Source organism: Tunicatimonas pelagia (genome assembly GCF_030506325.1).
GTDB lineage: Bacteria > Bacteroidota > Bacteroidia > Cytophagales > Cyclobacteriaceae > Tunicatimonas > Tunicatimonas pelagia.
The window spans coordinates 6,056,021-6,072,881 of sequence record NZ_CP120683.1 but is presented as its reverse complement, the minus strand read 5'-3'; the positions used below and the strand labels follow the sequence as shown (position 1 = coordinate 6,072,881).

Genomic DNA, 16,861 nt, shown 5'->3' with positions numbered 1-16,861 from the left:
ACACACCCGGATTTATGCTGAAGGAAGTAACGGTAACTGCTTGCCCCGCAGGCAGTAGTCGTGTTTCTTCACCTGACCATAAAATCGCAGAAAAAGCTATCACTTTTTACTATGCGAAGAAATATAAAAAGGCAGCGCGTTTTTTAGATGAACTCATCCGGCGAAATCCCTTCCATCCGGGGTTGTATAAAATGCGAGCCCACAGTAGGTACGTATTAGGCGACAACCCCGGTGCTTGCGAAGATTACCAAAAAATTCAAACCTTGTTGCATAAACTGATTTCTCCCAACGCTCAAAACATCTGCGCTAATTACGGGGGGAAATAGATTGCTAACTTTCCAAACATGCTGTCTAACCTACAGTTGAGTAGCAGTGAGCATAAGTAAATTAAGAGAAGAATATCTGTCGCTTACCAACCAGCGATTGCTGCAATTAGCTCGGGAACAACATTTGCCGGTTCGGTTTAACCATTGTTTTCAGCGAATCATCCTGGATACGTTGTTTCAAGACTGTTGGTATAATCATCTCCAGCGCAACAACCGTATTCCGGCCTATCAGCAACTTACCGAAGATCAGCTAACCGGAGCAATTGCTATTGCCAACCAAATGATTGACAACCCACCGATAGTTAGTAAGCTAAACCAACGCAGCCTTCTATTCCGGGGCAAATTACCTAACAACGCAAAACTTTAAACTGAATATGATTTCGCCCAACTCAACCGTAGAAGAAATACTAAACCACGTTTGGGGTATGCTACTCCGAGGGGGCGCAGACGCTAAACATGCGTATCATTTTCCGTCACTAGCTACCCATGGCTCCGCCGAAATTGAACAGCGAACGGTGGTACTTCGCAAAGCCAATAAAAATCTAAGACAGTTGATTTGCTACTCGGATCGCCGAACGCAAAAAATGGATGATTTGGCAGAGAACAACCAAGCGCACTGGCTGTTTTACGATCACGGGAGTAAAGAACAGATAAGAGCGAAAGCTTCGGTGGCATGGCATTGGGCCGATGAGGACGCTAAAACAGCTTGGCAGAATATTCCACCTAAAAACCGAGGCGACTACGTTGGCCCACTTCCGCCAGGAACGCACACCACAGTACGTACTGATAATCTTCCTGATGACTTTAAAAACAACCCTACAGTAGAAAACACCCAATCTGGTATTGAAAACTTTGTGTTGGTTGTTAGTACCGTTTACCAGCTAGACTTTTTGAAATTGAGCCGAGAAGGCCATCTCCGAGCGCAGTTTAGCTGGAACAATAATCAGTGGAAAGGTAGCTGGGTAGCTCCCTAAACGAAAGAAAAAATGTCGGTAAAAATTATTGCTCCAATCGCGGCCAGCAAAAGTAATGTTAACAAAATAGTAGCTGGCCCGTCAAAAATTACCTTAAAAAGCTTATCCATGGGCTAATGTACTGTGGTTTTTTCCTCGGCTTGAGAGGTTTCCGTTTCTGAAGGTTCCTCGCTGATCTCTTCATCTTCTTTTTGCACCGCTAGAAAGTGAGTAAAGGTTAGTGCTGCAATAAAGCCAATTAACCCTCCAACAATCCAGGTGAATAACTCTAAACCTTCCGTTCCGTTAGCATCAAACATATTTATAAAATTAATATTGAGATGATTTGTTCATGAAAAATTACGGAGCTTATGGTTTTGGGGTTTCAGTCTTAGTTAACTCTAAACTCACATAGGCGCAATTTTACCAAAATACGTAGAAACATACTAGTTTTGCCCGGTAACAATCTGAGAAACTTTGGGCAGAAACTTACCTCCCAGGCTATATCCCCTCTTTTGTTCTCATAGAATCACGAAACAGATTGATTGTAGGACCGACTAAAACACATGAAGACTTATTTACACATCCTCTCTTTTGCCAAACCGTACCGCCAATACATTCCTCAGTATTTAGTGTATGCCTCCTTATCCATCCTTTTTGGTTTAATCAATCTCACACTGCTGATTCCTCTGTTTAAAGTACTGTTCAACCAAGTGGATGAATCAGCACTAACCGAAATGCAAAATGCCCCCAGCTTCTCTCTTTCGGCTGAATATGCTACCCAGACGTTCAATTACTATTTTTTATCAATTGTTGAAACTCGAGGGAAAATTGGTGCCTTGGCTTTTGTATGCGGCACTATTGTAATTTCGGTATTTCTATCCAACCTCTTCCGCTATGTGTCGGGGCTAACCTTAGCAAAAATCCGGGCGAGCACTATTCAAAAACTACGAATGAGAATTTTCAATCAGGTTTCTCATTTGCATCTGGGGTATTTTTCCAATGAACGCAAAGGCGATATTATGTCGCGCATGACTAACGACGTGCAGGAGGTGGAGAACTCGGTGGTCAATACCCTAAAAGTGGTTTTTCGTGATCCGGCTACCATTATTGGCTACTTTGCCGTGCTACTCATCATGTCACCTCAGCTTACTGTGTTTGTACTACTGGTACTGATACTATCGGGAGTTATTATTTCCCAAATCAATAAACGTCTGAAAAAGAGGGCTACCGAAAGCCAAGAGTCGCTCGCCCGAATTGTCGGTATTTTAGATGAGGTGCTCTCGGGTATGCGAATTGTTAAAGCTTTCAATGCCCGCCAACTGGTGGAAAAAACCTTTGAAAAAGAAGTGAACCACTACGCCCGCACCAATGTAGCAATGGCTCGTAAGCAAGAGTTAGCTTCGCCTACCTCCGAGTTTTTGGGCGTTACCGTAGTAGCGGGCATTCTGTTGTTTGGTGGTATTCTGGTACTAAATAATGACTCATCGCTAAGTGCTAGCGAATTTATTACTTACATCATTATCTTCTCCCAGATGCTGAACCCAGCTCGCTCTATCACCAATTCTATCAGTAGCATCCAGCGGGGCTTGGCTTCGGGTGAGCGGATTTTCCGAATTATTGATACCGAGCCTCAGATTGTTGAGAGGGAGAATGCACGTACCCTGCCTGGATTTGAACAGGAAATTCGTTTTGATAATATCTCTTTTGCCTACGAAAATGAACGGGTGCTTGAGAATATTAACTTTACTTTAAAAAAAGGGAAAACAATTGCGCTGGTGGGTCCTTCGGGCGGGGGGAAATCTACCTTAGCTGATCTACTACCACGCTTCTACGATCCCACCGAAGGCACGATCTATCTGGACGACGTGGCACTGAATGAATATCAGATAAAAGAACTGCGTCAGCACATGGGAATTGTCACCCAAGAATCCATTTTATTCAACGATACTATTCTAAACAACATTACCTTCGGCAAGCCCGATGCTACCGAAGAAGAAGTGGTTCAAGCAGCAAAAATTGCCAACGCCCACGATTTCATCATGGAAACCCCGCAACAGTACCAAACCGTAGTAGGTGAACGAGGATCAAAGCTATCGGGCGGTCAGCGTCAGCGCATCAGCATTGCCCGAGCCGTACTGAAAAATCCGGCTATCCTGATACTGGACGAAGCCACTTCTGCGCTGGATTCTGAATCGGAACGGCTGGTGCAGGAAGCCTTAACGCATCTTATGCAAAACCGAACCTCTCTAGTGATTGCCCATCGACTGAGTACTATTCAACATGCCGACGAAATTGTAGTGGTGCAGCAAGGCAAAATTGTGGAACGGGGCACTCACTTAGAACTGGTAGAAGAAGATGGGTTGTACCGTAAACTCACTCAAATGCAAGCCGTATAGTATTAAACAAAGTAGATAGTTGAGCGTGTTATCTTAGCAATAATCCTATATTTGATACAGCAAAACTCTTAGCTCATGAAACCTATTCGCTTATTTTTTTACGTTTTATTAATTTTTTACCACGTCATATTAGTGGCTTTTGCACTCAATTTAAATGATTCGGTAGCACAGAATCTGGTAGAAAGCAGTAGCACCGTCCGTATTTTTACACTCATTGGCTTAGCCCTTTTTCTAATTGTATTCGGCATGGCTTTCTACGACCGCCGCCGTTACCAGAGTAAGATTGCTAAGCTAGAAGCTGAGAAAAATGAAATTAAAGCACAGGTATACGATATGAAACGGCGGGAAGATGAAATTGACCAAGAAATAAAATCGTTTGAGTCTTCCCTCGACCCGGAAGAAAATCCTACCGACGACCCCTCGGATACTGACCAGAAACGACTTACATGATTGACCTAATTCGGGATGAGTTACAGCAGGCTGCCCAATTACTGGAAAAAGTAAGGCAGGATAACCAACTACTCACCCAAATCGAGCGAGCGGCCACTATTTTTGCCGGGACAATACGTAATAGTGGGAAGATTATTAGTTGTGGTAACGGCGGCTCCCATTGCGATGCTATGCACTTTGCCGAAGAGCTAAGTGGCCGCTACCGCAACAATCGTCGGGCGTTACCTGCCATTGCCATTTCTGATCCCAGCCATATCTCCTGCGTAGGCAATGACTACGGCTACGAGCAGGTTTTTTCCCGCTTTATTGAAGGTTTAGGCCAACCGGGAGATGCACTACTGGCCATCAGCACTAGCGGCAACTCCCCTAATGTGCTAAATGCGGTAGAAACTGCTCAGGCTCAAGGAATGAAAGTAGTTACCCTAACCGGAAAAGACGGGGGAAAACTTGCCAATAAGGCCAACATCGAGATCCGGGTTCCCCACCTGGGCTATGCCGACCGCATTCAAGAAATCCATATCAAAGTCATTCATATTCTTATTCTTCTTATCGAAAAGCAAGTCGCTTCATCAAGCTAATTCTCGCTTTTTCCTACATACCTGCTGAATTATAAATATTACGTTTGCCTGATATTCACGAGGTTAGCATTTTAGTGTTCGAGTATTAAGCGTAAGAAATCAGTCATTACTCACCATTCATTAATCATTCAATTTTTCATTTTCAATTGTCAACTAGTAGAAAATGTTAGCAAAAGCGTTTGGCGGGGCAGTTTTTGGCGTAGATGCGTACCTGATTACGATTGAAGTGAGCGTTGGGCAGGGCACCAAATTTTTTATGGTGGGATTGCCCGACAGTGCGGTTAAAGAAAGTGAGCAGCGTGTAGAAGCGGCTATCAAACACTCAGGCTACGCCATGCCTCGTATCAAAACCGTGGTGAACCTAGCTCCGGCAGATATTCGCAAAGAAGGTTCGGCTTACGATTTACCCATTGCGGTAGGCATACTGGCAGCTTCCGGTCAAATTCAGGATACACTGCTATCTAAATATTTAATTATGGGTGAACTGTCGCTGGATGGAATCCTCCGCCCCATAAAAGGAGTTCTGCCGATTGCGGTAGAAGCTCGTCAACACGGCTATCAGGGGTTTATTCTTCCGAAAGAGAACGCTCAGGAAGCCGCTATTGTCAACAATTTGGAAGTGATCGGCGTAGAAACCTTAACCGAAACCATCGACTTTCTTCAGGGCAACCAAAAGATAGAACCTTTCTGGCACGAAACCCGTGACGTATTTTTTGAGGAAATTAATCAGTTTTCGGTAGATTTCTCCGATGTACAAGGACACGAGAGTATTAAGCGAGCATTAGAAGTGGCGGCTGCTGGAGGGCACAATGTGATTATGGTTGGCCCGCCCGGCTCAGGAAAGACCATGCTCGCCCGACGGGTTCCTACCATCTTACCGCCCCTCACCTTGCATGAAGCACTGGAGACTACTAAAATTCACTCGGTAGCTGGCAAGCTAAGTACTGATTCGGCCTTGATCTCCCAACGTCCGTTTTGCGCACCCCACCATACTATTAGCGATGCGGCTTTGGTAGGCGGGGGAAATATTCCGCAACCCGGTCAGATCTCTTTGGCGCACAACGGTATTTTGTTTTTAGACGAATTACCCGAGTTTAAGCGAACGGTGCTGGAAGTGCTGCGTCAGCCGCTGGAAGAACGGGCAGTAACGATTTCTCGCGCCCGAGGCACCGTCAATTTTCCGGCCAACTTTATGCTGATTGCCAGTATGAACCCCAGTCCTTCCGGTGAGTTTTACGATGCTCAGTCTGGCCATCCCGATTCACCTACGGCAGTGCAGCGATATTTGAATAAAATTAGTGGCCCCTTACTCGACCGCATTGATATTCACGTAGAAGTAAATCCCGTCCCCTTCGATGAGATGACCGCCGAGCAGAAGACCGAAAGCAGTTCGCGTATTCGGGAGCGCGTGATTAAGGCCCGCGAACGCCAAACTAAGCGCTTTCAGGAATCATCCATTTACTGCAATGCAATGATGCCCCCACCGATGGTCAAGGAAATCTGTAAAATTTCACCTGCCGGAAAAACTCTGCTAAAAACTGCTATGGAGCGACTTGGCCTCTCTTCCCGCGCCTACGACCGCATTCTGAAAGTTTCCCGCACCATTGCCGATCTAAATAACTCAGCTGATATTGCCGTAGAGCACCTAGCCGAGGCCATCCAGTACCGCAGCCTCGACCGAGAAGGGTGGAACGGGTAACGGGCGGGGTGCTGGGGGTCGGGATGTACAGAAAATATAAATGTTAAGTTAAAAGCGCAATGTAAGAAATTCATACTCCACGCTCCCCGCCCCCAGCCCATTGAACAATTTATCTCTATGATTTAGCAGTTGTTATAATAATCATCTACTTTTGGCTTAGAAAAATTTTAGAAATGATAAACCGCAGTTTATTTTTATTGCTAACTCTGGCTCTGCTGGTGGCTTTTTTTCAACAGTGTGCTCCCACCAAAACCATTAGCACCCAAGGAGCCGAAGAGTACAACGAGGATTTGAGCCAGTACCGCATTCAATACGCCGATTCTATTGCTCAAAGTAACTCCAACTCTCCTGACCCTAATCCTGAACGAGTGATCTCGGCCGTTTCTACGCTGCCTACTCCCAACGCTATTACCCAGGAAATTTCTGAGTATTTTGATGAAGTAGATGATCTAAGCCGCGAGAATAATAAGTATCAGGGATTCACCCTTCAGGTATACACCGGAAATAGTCGGGAAGAGGCAAATGAAGCGAAGCTAAAAGTGTATAAAGCCCTGCCCGATGCAGAACCAGCGGTTCGGTTTCAGACTATTTGGCGAACCCGAGTAGGAGAATACGCCAGTCGGTTAGAAGCTCAACAGGATTATATTGCCCTCAGAAAAGTGTTTCCTAACGTGTTGCTGGTGCCCGAAACTTTCCGAACGGTTGACTAACCCTCCTACTGCATCATCATGAACTCTTTACTTCCTCAAATAAAATCCTTATCTCAAGAACTAGCTGAACAGGTAGTTAGCTACCGTCATCATCTGCATCAGCACCCGGAATTGTCTTTTCAAGAGTACCAAACTGCCCGTTTTGTGGCGGAGACACTTACTTCGTTTGGCTTATCACCCCAAACTGGAGTGGCCGATACCGGAGTAGTCGCACTGATTGAAGGCAAGAATCCCAGCAGCCGAACTGTTGCTCTGCGCGCTGACATGGATGCATTACCTATCCGGGAAGCGAACGATGTGCCCTATAAATCTAAGAACGAAGGAGTGATGCACGCCTGCGGCCATGATGTGCACACGTCTTCACTTTTGGGAGCGGCTAACATTCTTCAGCAACTTCGTCAGGAATTTGAAGGAACCATCAAACTAGTTTTTCAGCCAGGCGAAGAACGGTTTCCGGGCGGAGCTTCACTGATGATTAAGGAGGGTGTTCTGCAAAACCCTGCCCCTCACACCATGCTAGGCCAACACGTGCTGCCCCACCTTCCTGCTGGTAAAGTTGGTTTTCGGGAAGGAATGTATATGGCGAGTGCTGATGAAATTTACCTAACGATTAAGGGAAAAGGTGGTCACGCCGCTATGCCCGAGAAGAATATCGATCCGGTAATGATTACCGCCCAACTGCTGGTGACCCTACAGCAAGTAGTTAGCCGAACCGCCAACCCCAAAATTCCTTCGGTGCTCTCGTTCGGGAAAGTGATTGCTCAGGGAGCTACTAACGTAATTCCTAACGAAGTGCAGGTAGAAGGCACATTCCGTACGCTTAACGAAGAGTGGCGATATCAGGCGCATCAGAAAATAAGAGACATTGCCCACGGTGTATGTACTAGTTTGGGCGGTTCGTGCGAGGTTGACATTAAGGTGGGCTACCCATTTCTACAGAACAATCCTGAACTCACTCGGCGGTCGAAAAGCTTAGCCATTGATTATTTAGGTGAGGAAAATGTAGTAAACCTAGATTTGTGGATGGCTGCCGAAGATTTTGCTTATTACACTCACCACGTTGATGCCTGCTTTTACCGGCTAGGAACCGGTAATAAAGCGAGGGGAATTACCTCTTCGGTACATACTCCCACCTTTAATATTGATGAGCACGCACTGGAAATCGGTCCGGGACTGATGGCGTGGTTGGCTATTGCAGAGCTGAACACATCAAATTAGTAGCTTACAATATACGTTAGGCTAAGAACCAAAAAAAGACCTAGTAAGAACCAGTAAAACTGCCTTGCCCTTCTCGATGGCTTTCCGAAAATGAGGTGATGCAACCCATATCTTGCCCGATGTTCGTAAGGAGTTTTCATAGAAGATGCATTGATTTGAATAGCAATGTTAAGAAATTGTTAACTTAATGTTAAGAAATTGTTATCAAAATAGCTATTAGTATCTGATGAAATTTCTAATAAGGATCGCTTATTTTTCTTTAGTAACTTTGGTTTTTTCACTACAAAGTGAGGCGGCTACTCAAAACTATCGCCTTATTCTCACCGAGAACCCAAGCACATCGGCACTTATTGGCTGGGAATTGATTGGGGGCTGCCCCGACTCACAGCGGGTTTACTACGATACGGTAGATCATCAGCAAGACACGGCAGCGTATGCTTTTCGGGCTACAATCACTGCTTCTAATTTTCATCGGGGGATGGAAAACTATTTCTGCCATTTGCGGGGCTTAGCCTCTGGCACAAAGTATTACTTGATAATTGGTGAGGATGAAGGGTTAAGTCCTCGCTTAATTGTTCAAACCTTTAGCCAAAATAAACCTAACTGGAGTGCTTGCTGGACTTCCCTGGAGCTGCCTCAAAAACTGCATGACTGGCAAAGCATCACCCAACAAATCTACCATCACTCGCCTGATTTTATGCTCACAGATGGCCTTTCCAATTTATCTACTGAGTCTGCGTGGCGTAAGTGGCTCAAATTCTGGCAACCAATTACCTACGAAAATACATTGGTTCCAATCGTTATCGCCGGAACAGTTTCTGCCGATATTCAGTATTTATTTAATCTATCCAGTAGCAAACTACGCCACTACCCTATTGCTAGTAAGACTAGTCTGGTGATTTCAGCAAAAAATGCAAAAGTAAAGAAACGCTTTTGGAAATCACTAGCTGATGCATCTCAAGTGCTATGGTACAATCCTTCTAGTGTAGAAAAGCTTCCAACCCAGGTAGACCTAGCTCTCACTACTTTTCCCCATCAGGAAACACAACTCCCTAACGTGTTTAACTTTCCTAATCAGCAAAATATAGTTTTAGTAAGTCAGCAACTGGAGAAGCTACAGATTGAGCTACCCGATGAAACTGTTTTGCTAGAGATGTTTTAATGGTGGTTAGTTATTAGTCCACGGTCGATAGTCCACAGTCCACAGATGATAGTCCATCGTCGACGGTTCACAGTGGTCATTGGTTAATAGTCAACAGTCCGTGGTCGATAGTCGACGGGCATTGGGCAGCAAGTTTAGCAGGTTGAAGGTTACAAAGTTTTGGGCATTGGTTAATAGTCCACGGTCGACAGTCCATAGTAGGCATTAGGTACGAAAAATTGAAAATTACAGATTAGAAAAAGATGCATCTTGTTGGTTCCGAAAAAAAGTGATTTTAACCTCCGTTCTCCGCAGCGGCCTCGCTCCGTGCTCCCAGCCCCCGCCAACTACCCATTACTCATCATTCATTAGTCATTAGTCATTAGTCATTAGTCATCATTCATTGCTCACTGTCAACTGTTCCACTCAGCCGAAGTATTTCAGCACTTCCTCCCTAAACCCTTCATTTACGGCCATTGCCAACAGTACCGAAACGAGTAAGCCTACGGTAGCTAAACCAACATCTTTACCAACCATTCGTAGGGCACTGCCCACGCTTTTTCTTTTATCTGATCCATTACTCTTTTGGCGCAAACGAATCCCTATTTCGCGACCACCTAGCAACCCAATAAACACCCAAGTAGTACTCATAGGAATAGTACTGATGGTGAGTTTATAAATCAAGATAAGCGCGTACACAAAATCAATAATAGTAGCCGCCCGAATATCCGTCACCTCGCTTTTCTCATTCACAATATCCTGAATCTTATCACCTTTCAGAAAGAAGATTAGCCCTAAACCTAAAAATACAACCATAGCAAACCCAAGAAACTGAACAACGCTTAGCGAGCGCGGCAGGTAGATGGCAATATTGGCAGCATCCTGCATAATCCAGACCGACCATAGGGTGCCGCTGGTAATCCACTGAGCAATGGCCCAGCCGAATGCTGGCTTGCCCACAAAATACTTCCTAGTAAGGTTGGTAATTAAGTACCAAACTACGAAGCCCAATCCAAACGCAATTAAATAAGCCGTTAAACTCTTATTGATGACCGAACCTACTGCACTCGGACTCACTGCGAAGCTGCTCAGTAGCAGGAACGTAGTAGAAACCGGCATCCGCAAGCGGGTTAGAATCAGCAGAAAAATAGGAGCAGCAATCTGTAGAAAAGCAAAACTCTCAGGTTGAGGGAATGATAAACTACCGTCAGCTTCCGTAGTTAGTAATCGGCCGTAAGAGACGCCACCATCGTACTTAAGCCAGCCCACTATAACGGTTGCCAAAAAAATACCGCCAATGTACAGCCAAAGCACATACCATTTGCGGTTGGCATTCGAGGCAATAAAGGTGCCTAAGGTTTGAATACTGTCATTAGAAACCGCTGAGTAGGCAGCTACCAAAAAACCAAACCACATGGCTATTCCCGGATACGGGTATACCACCGCCGCTCCGAAAAAAAGAACACCTATCAGCATGATAAATGTTCTTTCTTCTTTAACGAGATCAAAAAACTGATAAATTAAATTCCGAGACCGTTCGGTACTATTGGTTTGGTCTTTGATGGTTGGCATGATTAGCAAAAATTAGCTCAATGATACTAATAATGCAAAGCAAAGAAAAATGATAGAGCTTGTTATCGTTTGTCTCACTAAAAAATTGCTATTTCACAACGATTTGAAGAACCGAATTGTTAACAGCAACACTATCAAAAGATAAATACGTATGATTGACTTCAATCAATTCAAGCTCAGTAATGGATTACAAGTACTGGTACATACCGACCCATCCGTCCCCATTGCTACGGTGAATGTGCTCTACAACGTGGGTTCCCGCGATGAAGATGAAAATAAAACCGGCTTTGCCCACCTTTTTGAACATTTAATGTTCGGCGGTTCCAAGAATATTCCTAGCTATGACGAGCCTCTTCAGCTAGTGGGTGGTGAAAATAATGCTTTCACCAATCCCGATATCACTAATTACTTCCTCACCTTACCAGTAACCAATCTGGAGACAGCTTTCTGGTTAGAATCTGACCGAATGCTCAGCTTGTCGTTTGATCCGAAGGTGCTGGAAGTACAGCGTAAGGTGGTGATTGAGGAATACAAGCAAAATTACCTCAACCAGCCCTACGGCGATGCTATGATGACACTGAAAGCCCTAGCTTACCAAACCCATCCTTACCGATGGCCTACTATTGGTCGCGACATTTCTCATATTGAACAGGCTACACTCGATGACGTAAAATCCTTTTTTTACAAATTTTATCGGCCCAACAATGCCGTGCTGGTTGTAGCTGGACAGGTAGAGGCCGAAGAAGTGAAACAGTTAGCCGAAAAATGGTTTGGTGATATTCCGGCTGGAGAACCTTACCATCGTCAACTACCTCAAGAAGCTGAACAAACCGAACCGAGGCACCTAAAGAAAGCCGGTGACGTACCCGCTCACGCTATTTACAAAGCGTTTCATATTCCCGGGCGAACCCAAGCTGGCTACCATGCGGCAGACTTACTCAGCGACATACTGGGCCGAAGCCGATCTTCCCGATTATTTACTCAGCTAGTAAAGGAAAACCCATTATTCAGTTCAATTAATGCGTACGTAACCGGCTCAGTCGACCCGGGTCTGCTGATTATTCACGGCAGACTCAACGAAGGAGTTACGTTGGAAGCTGCCGATGAAGCCATTACTTCGGTGATTGAAGAAGTAAAAGAAAAACGAATAAGTGGTGAAGAGCTCCGAAAAGTGAAGAACCAAGCCGAATCTACCCTCGTATTTTCGGAAATGGAATTGCTCAACCGAGCTATGAGCCTGGCATTTTCTACGCTATTGGGTGATCCCAACCTGATTAACCAAGAATCGGCAAAGATACAGGCAGTTACTGCCGAGGATATTCAACAATCGGCTCAAAAGATTCTGAGTGCGAATAATAGCAGCACACTATTTTACGAAGCACTTGTTGATTGAGTAATGATAGATGGGCTTTTGTTTATCACTATTCATCAATCATCATGCATTACTGCTAAGTAGCTTTAATGTAGCCCTTTCGCTTCAGTATGGTTTCCAGAAATTTACGCTCGTTATCGGTATTAAAAATCCGAAACGGCAAATGCACCAGCTGAGCCTTAGAAACAATGAGCACAAAATAATCTTTACCAATACGAGCATCTTTGATCATATCCCATCGTAGGGGCATCCCTTGCTTAGTATTTACTTTTATGAGTACCTGCTGACTATTGATTTCGTAGCTGAGCCGCTCAAACAAAATTTTGTTTTGCTCCATCTGCGTAACCCCAGTAAACTGGATAAGCCAAAATAAAATGTAAAGCAATAAGGCGATGAGTGGCCCGATAATCCACCAAATTGACCAGATAAAGAACGCCCCGCACATTAGCGCTGCTGTAATCAGAAATACCCACCACTGCTTGCGGAGTAAATTAAACATAGCAAGTTTGATGTAGGTGCCCGTAGAAAGCTGATATTTTTTGGTTTTTACAATCATGAAAAAGTCTATTCAAAATCAGACAGCCAGCGCATAGCGACTGCCTCCGTACGACGAAAATCTTACGCGGATGCAAGTATAAAGCTTTCCGGTTAAACTTACCACAAAATCAGGCATCTGAGTTATAGTGTTAGTAACACTGCTGTACTCAGATACATTTTTAATGAAACCAAAAAATAGAAATTGGTAGTTCCGAATTAGGGCTAGCAAAGCAGAAAGCAGCCTGGTTAAAGCTAATTGATTGTCACCATATATTAGATTTTTACCTGATAACCGAATACATCAGCTTCAGAGCTTATATATCTTTCTATAAATATGGTAGTGCTGTGCTCTGGCAAGGGTACCGCAGAGTCCCAGCATGATGATACCTTCTAATAAATGAAGAAAGCAACGCTCAATGCGGGGGTCTTCTAGTTATGAAAACATAGCGTAAAGTGTCATGCTCGCAACGCTGACACTTACCTACCTATAATGAACTCTATACTAAACCACAAATAATCAAAGGTGCCTGTTAATGTTTACATAGGGTGAACTGCTAACCTAACTTACCCGCCAGAAATCCGGTGGTCCAGGCGGCTTGGAAGTTGTAGCCTCCAGTAATAGCGTCAACGTCCATTACTTCTCCGGCAAAATAGAGATTGTTGCATACCTTACTTTGCATGGTGTTGAGGTCGATGCTATCCAAACTCACTCCGCCACAAGTCACAAATTCTTCCTTAAAAGTCGTTTTACCCTTCACGGCGTACACGTCGTTGGTGAGTACGTTCACTAGTTTGTTCAGCGACTTGGTACCAAGTTCGCTCCACTTTTTATCTTCGGGAATACCTCTTTTTTTCAGTAAGAACAACCACAATCGTTGAGGTAGGGTATACGGTCTGATGTTAGCTATAATTTTCTTAGGATGTTCCTGACCAACTGCTTTCAACTGATTAGCAACTTCTTCATTATTTGCTTCATTTGCCCAGTTTATCTGAACCTTAAAATTGTACTCCATCTCATTTAACGTTCGGGCACCAAAAGCAGATAGCTTCAACACCGCCGGACCGCTCATTCCCCAGTGGGTGATTAGTAGCGGGCCGTCTGACCTAAGCTTGGTTCTCTGAATACTTACCATCGCATTTTCTACCACCAATCCCATTAGTTGAGTAATTTCTTCAGCGGGCATATTAAAAGTGAACAATGAAGGAACTGGCTCTTTAACTTTATGCCCTAGTGCTTCTAGCCACTCTAATCCTTTTATTTTAGGCGAACCTCCGGTAGCTACAATCACCTTATTGAAGATTCTTGGGGGCAGTTGCTCACTGACAAAGCTTAACGCTAATTGGTCATTGATCGGATCAATACCTTCTATTCCTACTCCCCGTTCGATCTTGATGCTCAGTCGTTTGGCTTCTTGCAAGAAGCAATCGATGATTGTTTGGGAGCTTTGCGATACCGGAAAAACCCGATTATCATCTTGGGCAAACAAAGGAACGCCCCGAGACTCGAACCAGGCTGTAGTATGACTTGTACTAAATTGATGGAACGCTTTTTTCAGCTTTTTTCCACCCCGGGGGTATGCTTGGCAGAGCTGCCCAATGGAAGTACAGCTATTAGTGACGTTGCACCTTCCGCCACCCGATATTTTAACCTTAGATAGTAGTTTTTGTGACTTCTCAAAAATAGTAACATCAGCCTCCGGATAGTTCTCTTTTACCGTTATGGCCGAAAAAAATCCAGCTGCCCCACCACCAATAACTGCCACTTTCATTCTATTCTATATCCCGCTTACGTTTCTCAATTACTTGCTTCTGTTCGGCCTTATACAAATCTATCTTTCCTGAGAAAGGGTCATAAGCTAACTTACTGCCCGCCGATTGTAAGTTTTCTGCGATAGCTCGCCATTCGGCGATGATTCCACCGGTAAGTAAATAAACATTTTTACCCCGTCTAATCAAATAAGCCACGTTCTCTTCCCCCTTCTGACTCTTTAGAAATACCTTACCCGCTTCAGCTTGCCAAGTACCTCGTTTAGCAAGTGTTTCATCAAGGCATCCTGCGCGGGTAACTTTAAATTGGCCATCATCTTTCAGTATAACTGATTCTGAACAGAATCCCGTCGTATAGGTGTAGACATTGGCTACTTCACCGGTAGGTAAAACTGTCAGATTTTGATCAATGAAGTGTTGAACCAATGAATCTGCCGGGGTAGATGAATTCTCTTTCTGTTGTGCTACTATCGTTTGGCTCAGAAGCAGTAATAGCACTAGTAACAGACTCCTGATAGGTAAAGCTAGGTTCATGACAGTTATGAACCGCCTAAGATACTGAAATAAACTGAACCAAGCCCTAAAATTCAGATAGATTACTGCCTGATTTTCTCGACGAGTTGGCGTAAACCATAAATCAATGCCTACCAATAGCAACAATTTCGTGTTTCTTAGAGCGTGTTTGGATTTTATTTTTAGAATTTATTATGAGGTGTTTTTCGGACAGACGAGACTCTTTTTGAGGAGGATAGCCTAAGCTATCGTCCGAAAAAAAGGCGAAGTATGGGCGGAAAACAGCCATCAGAAAACTAAAGGATAAAGTTCAAACACGCTCTTACTTAGATCGGTCTGACAAGTTCCGATTTGACTAGAGAATAGAATATTCACTACACAACGATACCCGATCTGCCGACGAAAAGTAGACCTAATGATGGTGTTAAAACAAAAAGAGCGCACCCGCCAGTTGAGATGTTAAAACCCAGTACACTGTAAAGTAAATAATTATACATTTTAAATGTCATTGCGAGCGTTCCACGCTGGATGAGGAACGAGCATGGCAATCTTGCGCTACGGCGAGCGGTACGTGAGATTGCGGCATCGGCCGTCCGACACGCTGCTCATTCTTCACAGCTCGCAATGACGGCACTAACACAACATACAGAAACTTAGTCTACAGTGTGCTAGCGCTCTGTCTGGCCTAAAATTTAACGTAATCCAACGTAAAGCAGGCTGTTCGCTAGGTAGCTTCTAATAGCTCACTATCTAAGGTACGGATGCCATTCGCCACTTGCTCCATGAGCCACATCGGGGTTGAAGTAGCTCCGCACACCCCTACGGTATTCATTCCTTCGAACCACTCAGGCTGCAACTCTTCTTCGTTGGCAATAAAGTAGCTGTGCGGGTTAGTTGCTCGACAAACCTCAAATAATGCTTTCCCATTAGAGCTTTTCTTGCTGCTTACAAAGATAATTACGTCTTGCTCCTGAGCAAACTGCTGTAGCTGTGGCTCGCGGTTAGAAACCTGACGGCAGATGCTATCATTGGCATTAAAAGCTACGGTTTCCAATTCGCCATTGGTCGCCTGTAGGCGTTCTTCAATCATCGCCTTAATGCGATAAAAGCCTTGGGTACTTTTGGTCGTCTGACTGAATAAGGTCACTGGCTTCGTAAAGTCGATCTTATCCAAATCCTCATCATGCATAACAATAATGGCTTTGCCCATTGTCTGCCCGGTGAGACCAATTACCTCGGCATGACCAGGTTTTCCGTAAATGACAATTTGCCCGTCGGCCTTCTCCATTTGATCAAAAGCATTCTTCACCCGATTTTGCAGCTTCAGCACCACTGGACAGGAGGCATCAATCAGTTCAATATTATTTTTCAGGGCCGTTTGGTAGGTTTCGGGTGGTTCGCCGTGGGCCCGAATGAGCACCTTGCAATTGCGAAGATTCTCCAAGTCTTCGCGTGAAATAATCCGTAAGCCTTTTTCGTGTAGGCGCTGCACTTCCATATCGTTATGAACAATATCGCCGAGGCAGTACAAATTATCCGACTCTTCCATTTCATCCTCCGCCATCTGAATGGCAAATTCCACCCCAAAGCAGTATCCTGAGTTCTGATCTATCGTTACTTTCATAC

17 protein-coding genes are annotated in these 16,861 nt (G+C 44.5%); 11 read left to right on the top strand and 6 right to left on the bottom strand.

The features are described from left to right. The first annotated feature begins 14 nt into the window (after positions 1–14). From P0M28_RS25995 to P0M28_RS25985, 3 genes are read left to right on the top strand one after another with little or no spacing between them, the layout of a single operon-like run. Positions 15–326: a hypothetical protein gene (locus P0M28_RS25995; protein WP_302206358.1), complete on the top strand. Its 312-nt coding sequence runs from the start codon at positions 15–17 to the stop codon at positions 324–326. A gap of 46 nt (positions 327–372) precedes the next feature. Continuing rightward, positions 373–693, top strand: a complete 321-nt coding sequence (locus P0M28_RS25990) for a hypothetical protein (RefSeq protein WP_302206356.1) — start codon at positions 373–375, stop codon at positions 691–693. Between the two features lie 7 nt (positions 694–700). Further along, a complete protein-coding gene (locus P0M28_RS25985) occupies positions 701–1,300 on the top strand; it encodes a pyridoxamine 5'-phosphate oxidase family protein (protein WP_302206355.1) in 600 nt (199 codons plus the stop codon). A 113-nt stretch (positions 1,301–1,413) separates the two neighbouring features. Here P0M28_RS25985 and P0M28_RS25980 read toward each other — a convergent pair whose 3' ends face one another. Further along, entirely contained in the window at positions 1,414–1,599 is a 186-nt protein-coding gene (locus tag P0M28_RS25980) for a hypothetical protein (RefSeq protein ID WP_302206354.1), read from the bottom strand. A gap of 246 nt (positions 1,600–1,845) precedes the next feature. Here P0M28_RS25980 and P0M28_RS25975 point away from each other — a divergent pair, with 246 nt between their 5' ends. From P0M28_RS25975 to P0M28_RS25945, 7 genes are all read left to right on the top strand, one after another. Next, the gene (locus P0M28_RS25975) at positions 1,846–3,678 is read left to right on the top strand and encodes an ABC transporter ATP-binding protein (protein WP_302206353.1); all 1,833 of its coding nucleotides are present in this window, start codon (positions 1,846–1,848) and stop codon (positions 3,676–3,678) included. Positions 3,679–3,753: 75 nt separating this feature from the next. Continuing rightward, positions 3,754–4,128: a hypothetical protein gene (locus P0M28_RS25970; protein WP_302206352.1), complete on the top strand. Its 375-nt coding sequence runs from the start codon at positions 3,754–3,756 to the stop codon at positions 4,126–4,128. Then, positions 4,125–4,706: a D-sedoheptulose 7-phosphate isomerase gene (gene lpcA / locus P0M28_RS25965; RefSeq protein ID WP_302206351.1), complete on the top strand. Its 582-nt coding sequence runs from the start codon at positions 4,125–4,127 to the stop codon at positions 4,704–4,706. Before P0M28_RS25970 ends, lpcA begins: the two co-directional genes overlap by 4 nt. 163 nt (positions 4,707–4,869) lie before the next feature. Next, a complete protein-coding gene (locus P0M28_RS25960; RefSeq protein WP_302206350.1) occupies positions 4,870–6,405 on the top strand; it encodes a YifB family Mg chelatase-like AAA ATPase in 1,536 nt (511 codons plus the stop codon). A gap of 173 nt (positions 6,406–6,578) precedes the next feature. Beyond that, complete coding sequence (locus tag P0M28_RS25955; RefSeq protein ID WP_302206349.1) at positions 6,579–7,115, top strand: SPOR domain-containing protein; 537 nt, start codon at positions 6,579–6,581, stop codon at positions 7,113–7,115. An 18-nt stretch (positions 7,116–7,133) separates the two neighbouring features. Beyond that, positions 7,134–8,333, top strand: a complete 1,200-nt coding sequence (locus P0M28_RS25950; RefSeq protein WP_302206347.1) for a M20 metallopeptidase family protein — start codon at positions 7,134–7,136, stop codon at positions 8,331–8,333. A gap of 268 nt (positions 8,334–8,601) precedes the next feature. Continuing rightward, on the top strand, positions 8,602–9,495 hold the full coding sequence (locus P0M28_RS25945) for a hypothetical protein (RefSeq protein ID WP_302206345.1): 894 nt from the start codon (positions 8,602–8,604) through the stop codon (positions 9,493–9,495). Positions 9,496–9,900: 405 nt separating this feature from the next. On the opposite strand, the gene P0M28_RS25940 is transcribed toward P0M28_RS25945, so the two are convergent. Next, on the bottom strand, positions 9,901–11,046 hold the full coding sequence (locus P0M28_RS25940) for a hypothetical protein (protein WP_302206343.1): 1,146 nt from the start codon (positions 11,044–11,046) through the stop codon (positions 9,901–9,903). A gap of 151 nt (positions 11,047–11,197) precedes the next feature. Here P0M28_RS25940 and P0M28_RS25935 point away from each other — a divergent pair, with 151 nt between their 5' ends. Continuing rightward, the gene (locus tag P0M28_RS25935; protein ID WP_302206342.1) at positions 11,198–12,439 is read left to right on the top strand and encodes a M16 family metallopeptidase; all 1,242 of its coding nucleotides are present in this window, start codon (positions 11,198–11,200) and stop codon (positions 12,437–12,439) included. Positions 12,440–12,494: 55 nt separating this feature from the next. Here the strand turns inward: P0M28_RS25935 and P0M28_RS25930 are convergent, their stop codons facing one another. From P0M28_RS25930 to P0M28_RS25915, 4 genes are all read right to left on the bottom strand, one after another. After that, the gene (locus P0M28_RS25930) at positions 12,495–12,974 is read right to left on the bottom strand and encodes a YcxB family protein (protein WP_302206341.1); all 480 of its coding nucleotides are present in this window, start codon (positions 12,972–12,974) and stop codon (positions 12,495–12,497) included. A 535-nt stretch (positions 12,975–13,509) separates the two neighbouring features. Next, positions 13,510–14,724 carry a BaiN/RdsA family NAD(P)/FAD-dependent oxidoreductase gene (locus tag P0M28_RS25925; protein WP_302206340.1) on the bottom strand — a complete coding sequence of 405 codons (1,215 nt, stop codon included), beginning with the start codon at positions 14,722–14,724 and terminating at the stop codon, positions 13,510–13,512. A gap of 1 nt (position 14,725) precedes the next feature. Continuing rightward, positions 14,726–15,256 carry a hypothetical protein gene (locus P0M28_RS25920; protein WP_302206338.1) on the bottom strand — a complete coding sequence of 177 codons (531 nt, stop codon included), beginning with the start codon at positions 15,254–15,256 and terminating at the stop codon, positions 14,726–14,728. A gap of 703 nt (positions 15,257–15,959) precedes the next feature. Then, positions 15,960–16,859: a 4-hydroxy-3-methylbut-2-enyl diphosphate reductase gene (locus tag P0M28_RS25915; RefSeq protein ID WP_302206337.1), complete on the bottom strand. Its 900-nt coding sequence runs from the start codon at positions 16,857–16,859 to the stop codon at positions 15,960–15,962. Between the last annotated feature and the right edge of the window lie 2 nt (positions 16,860–16,861).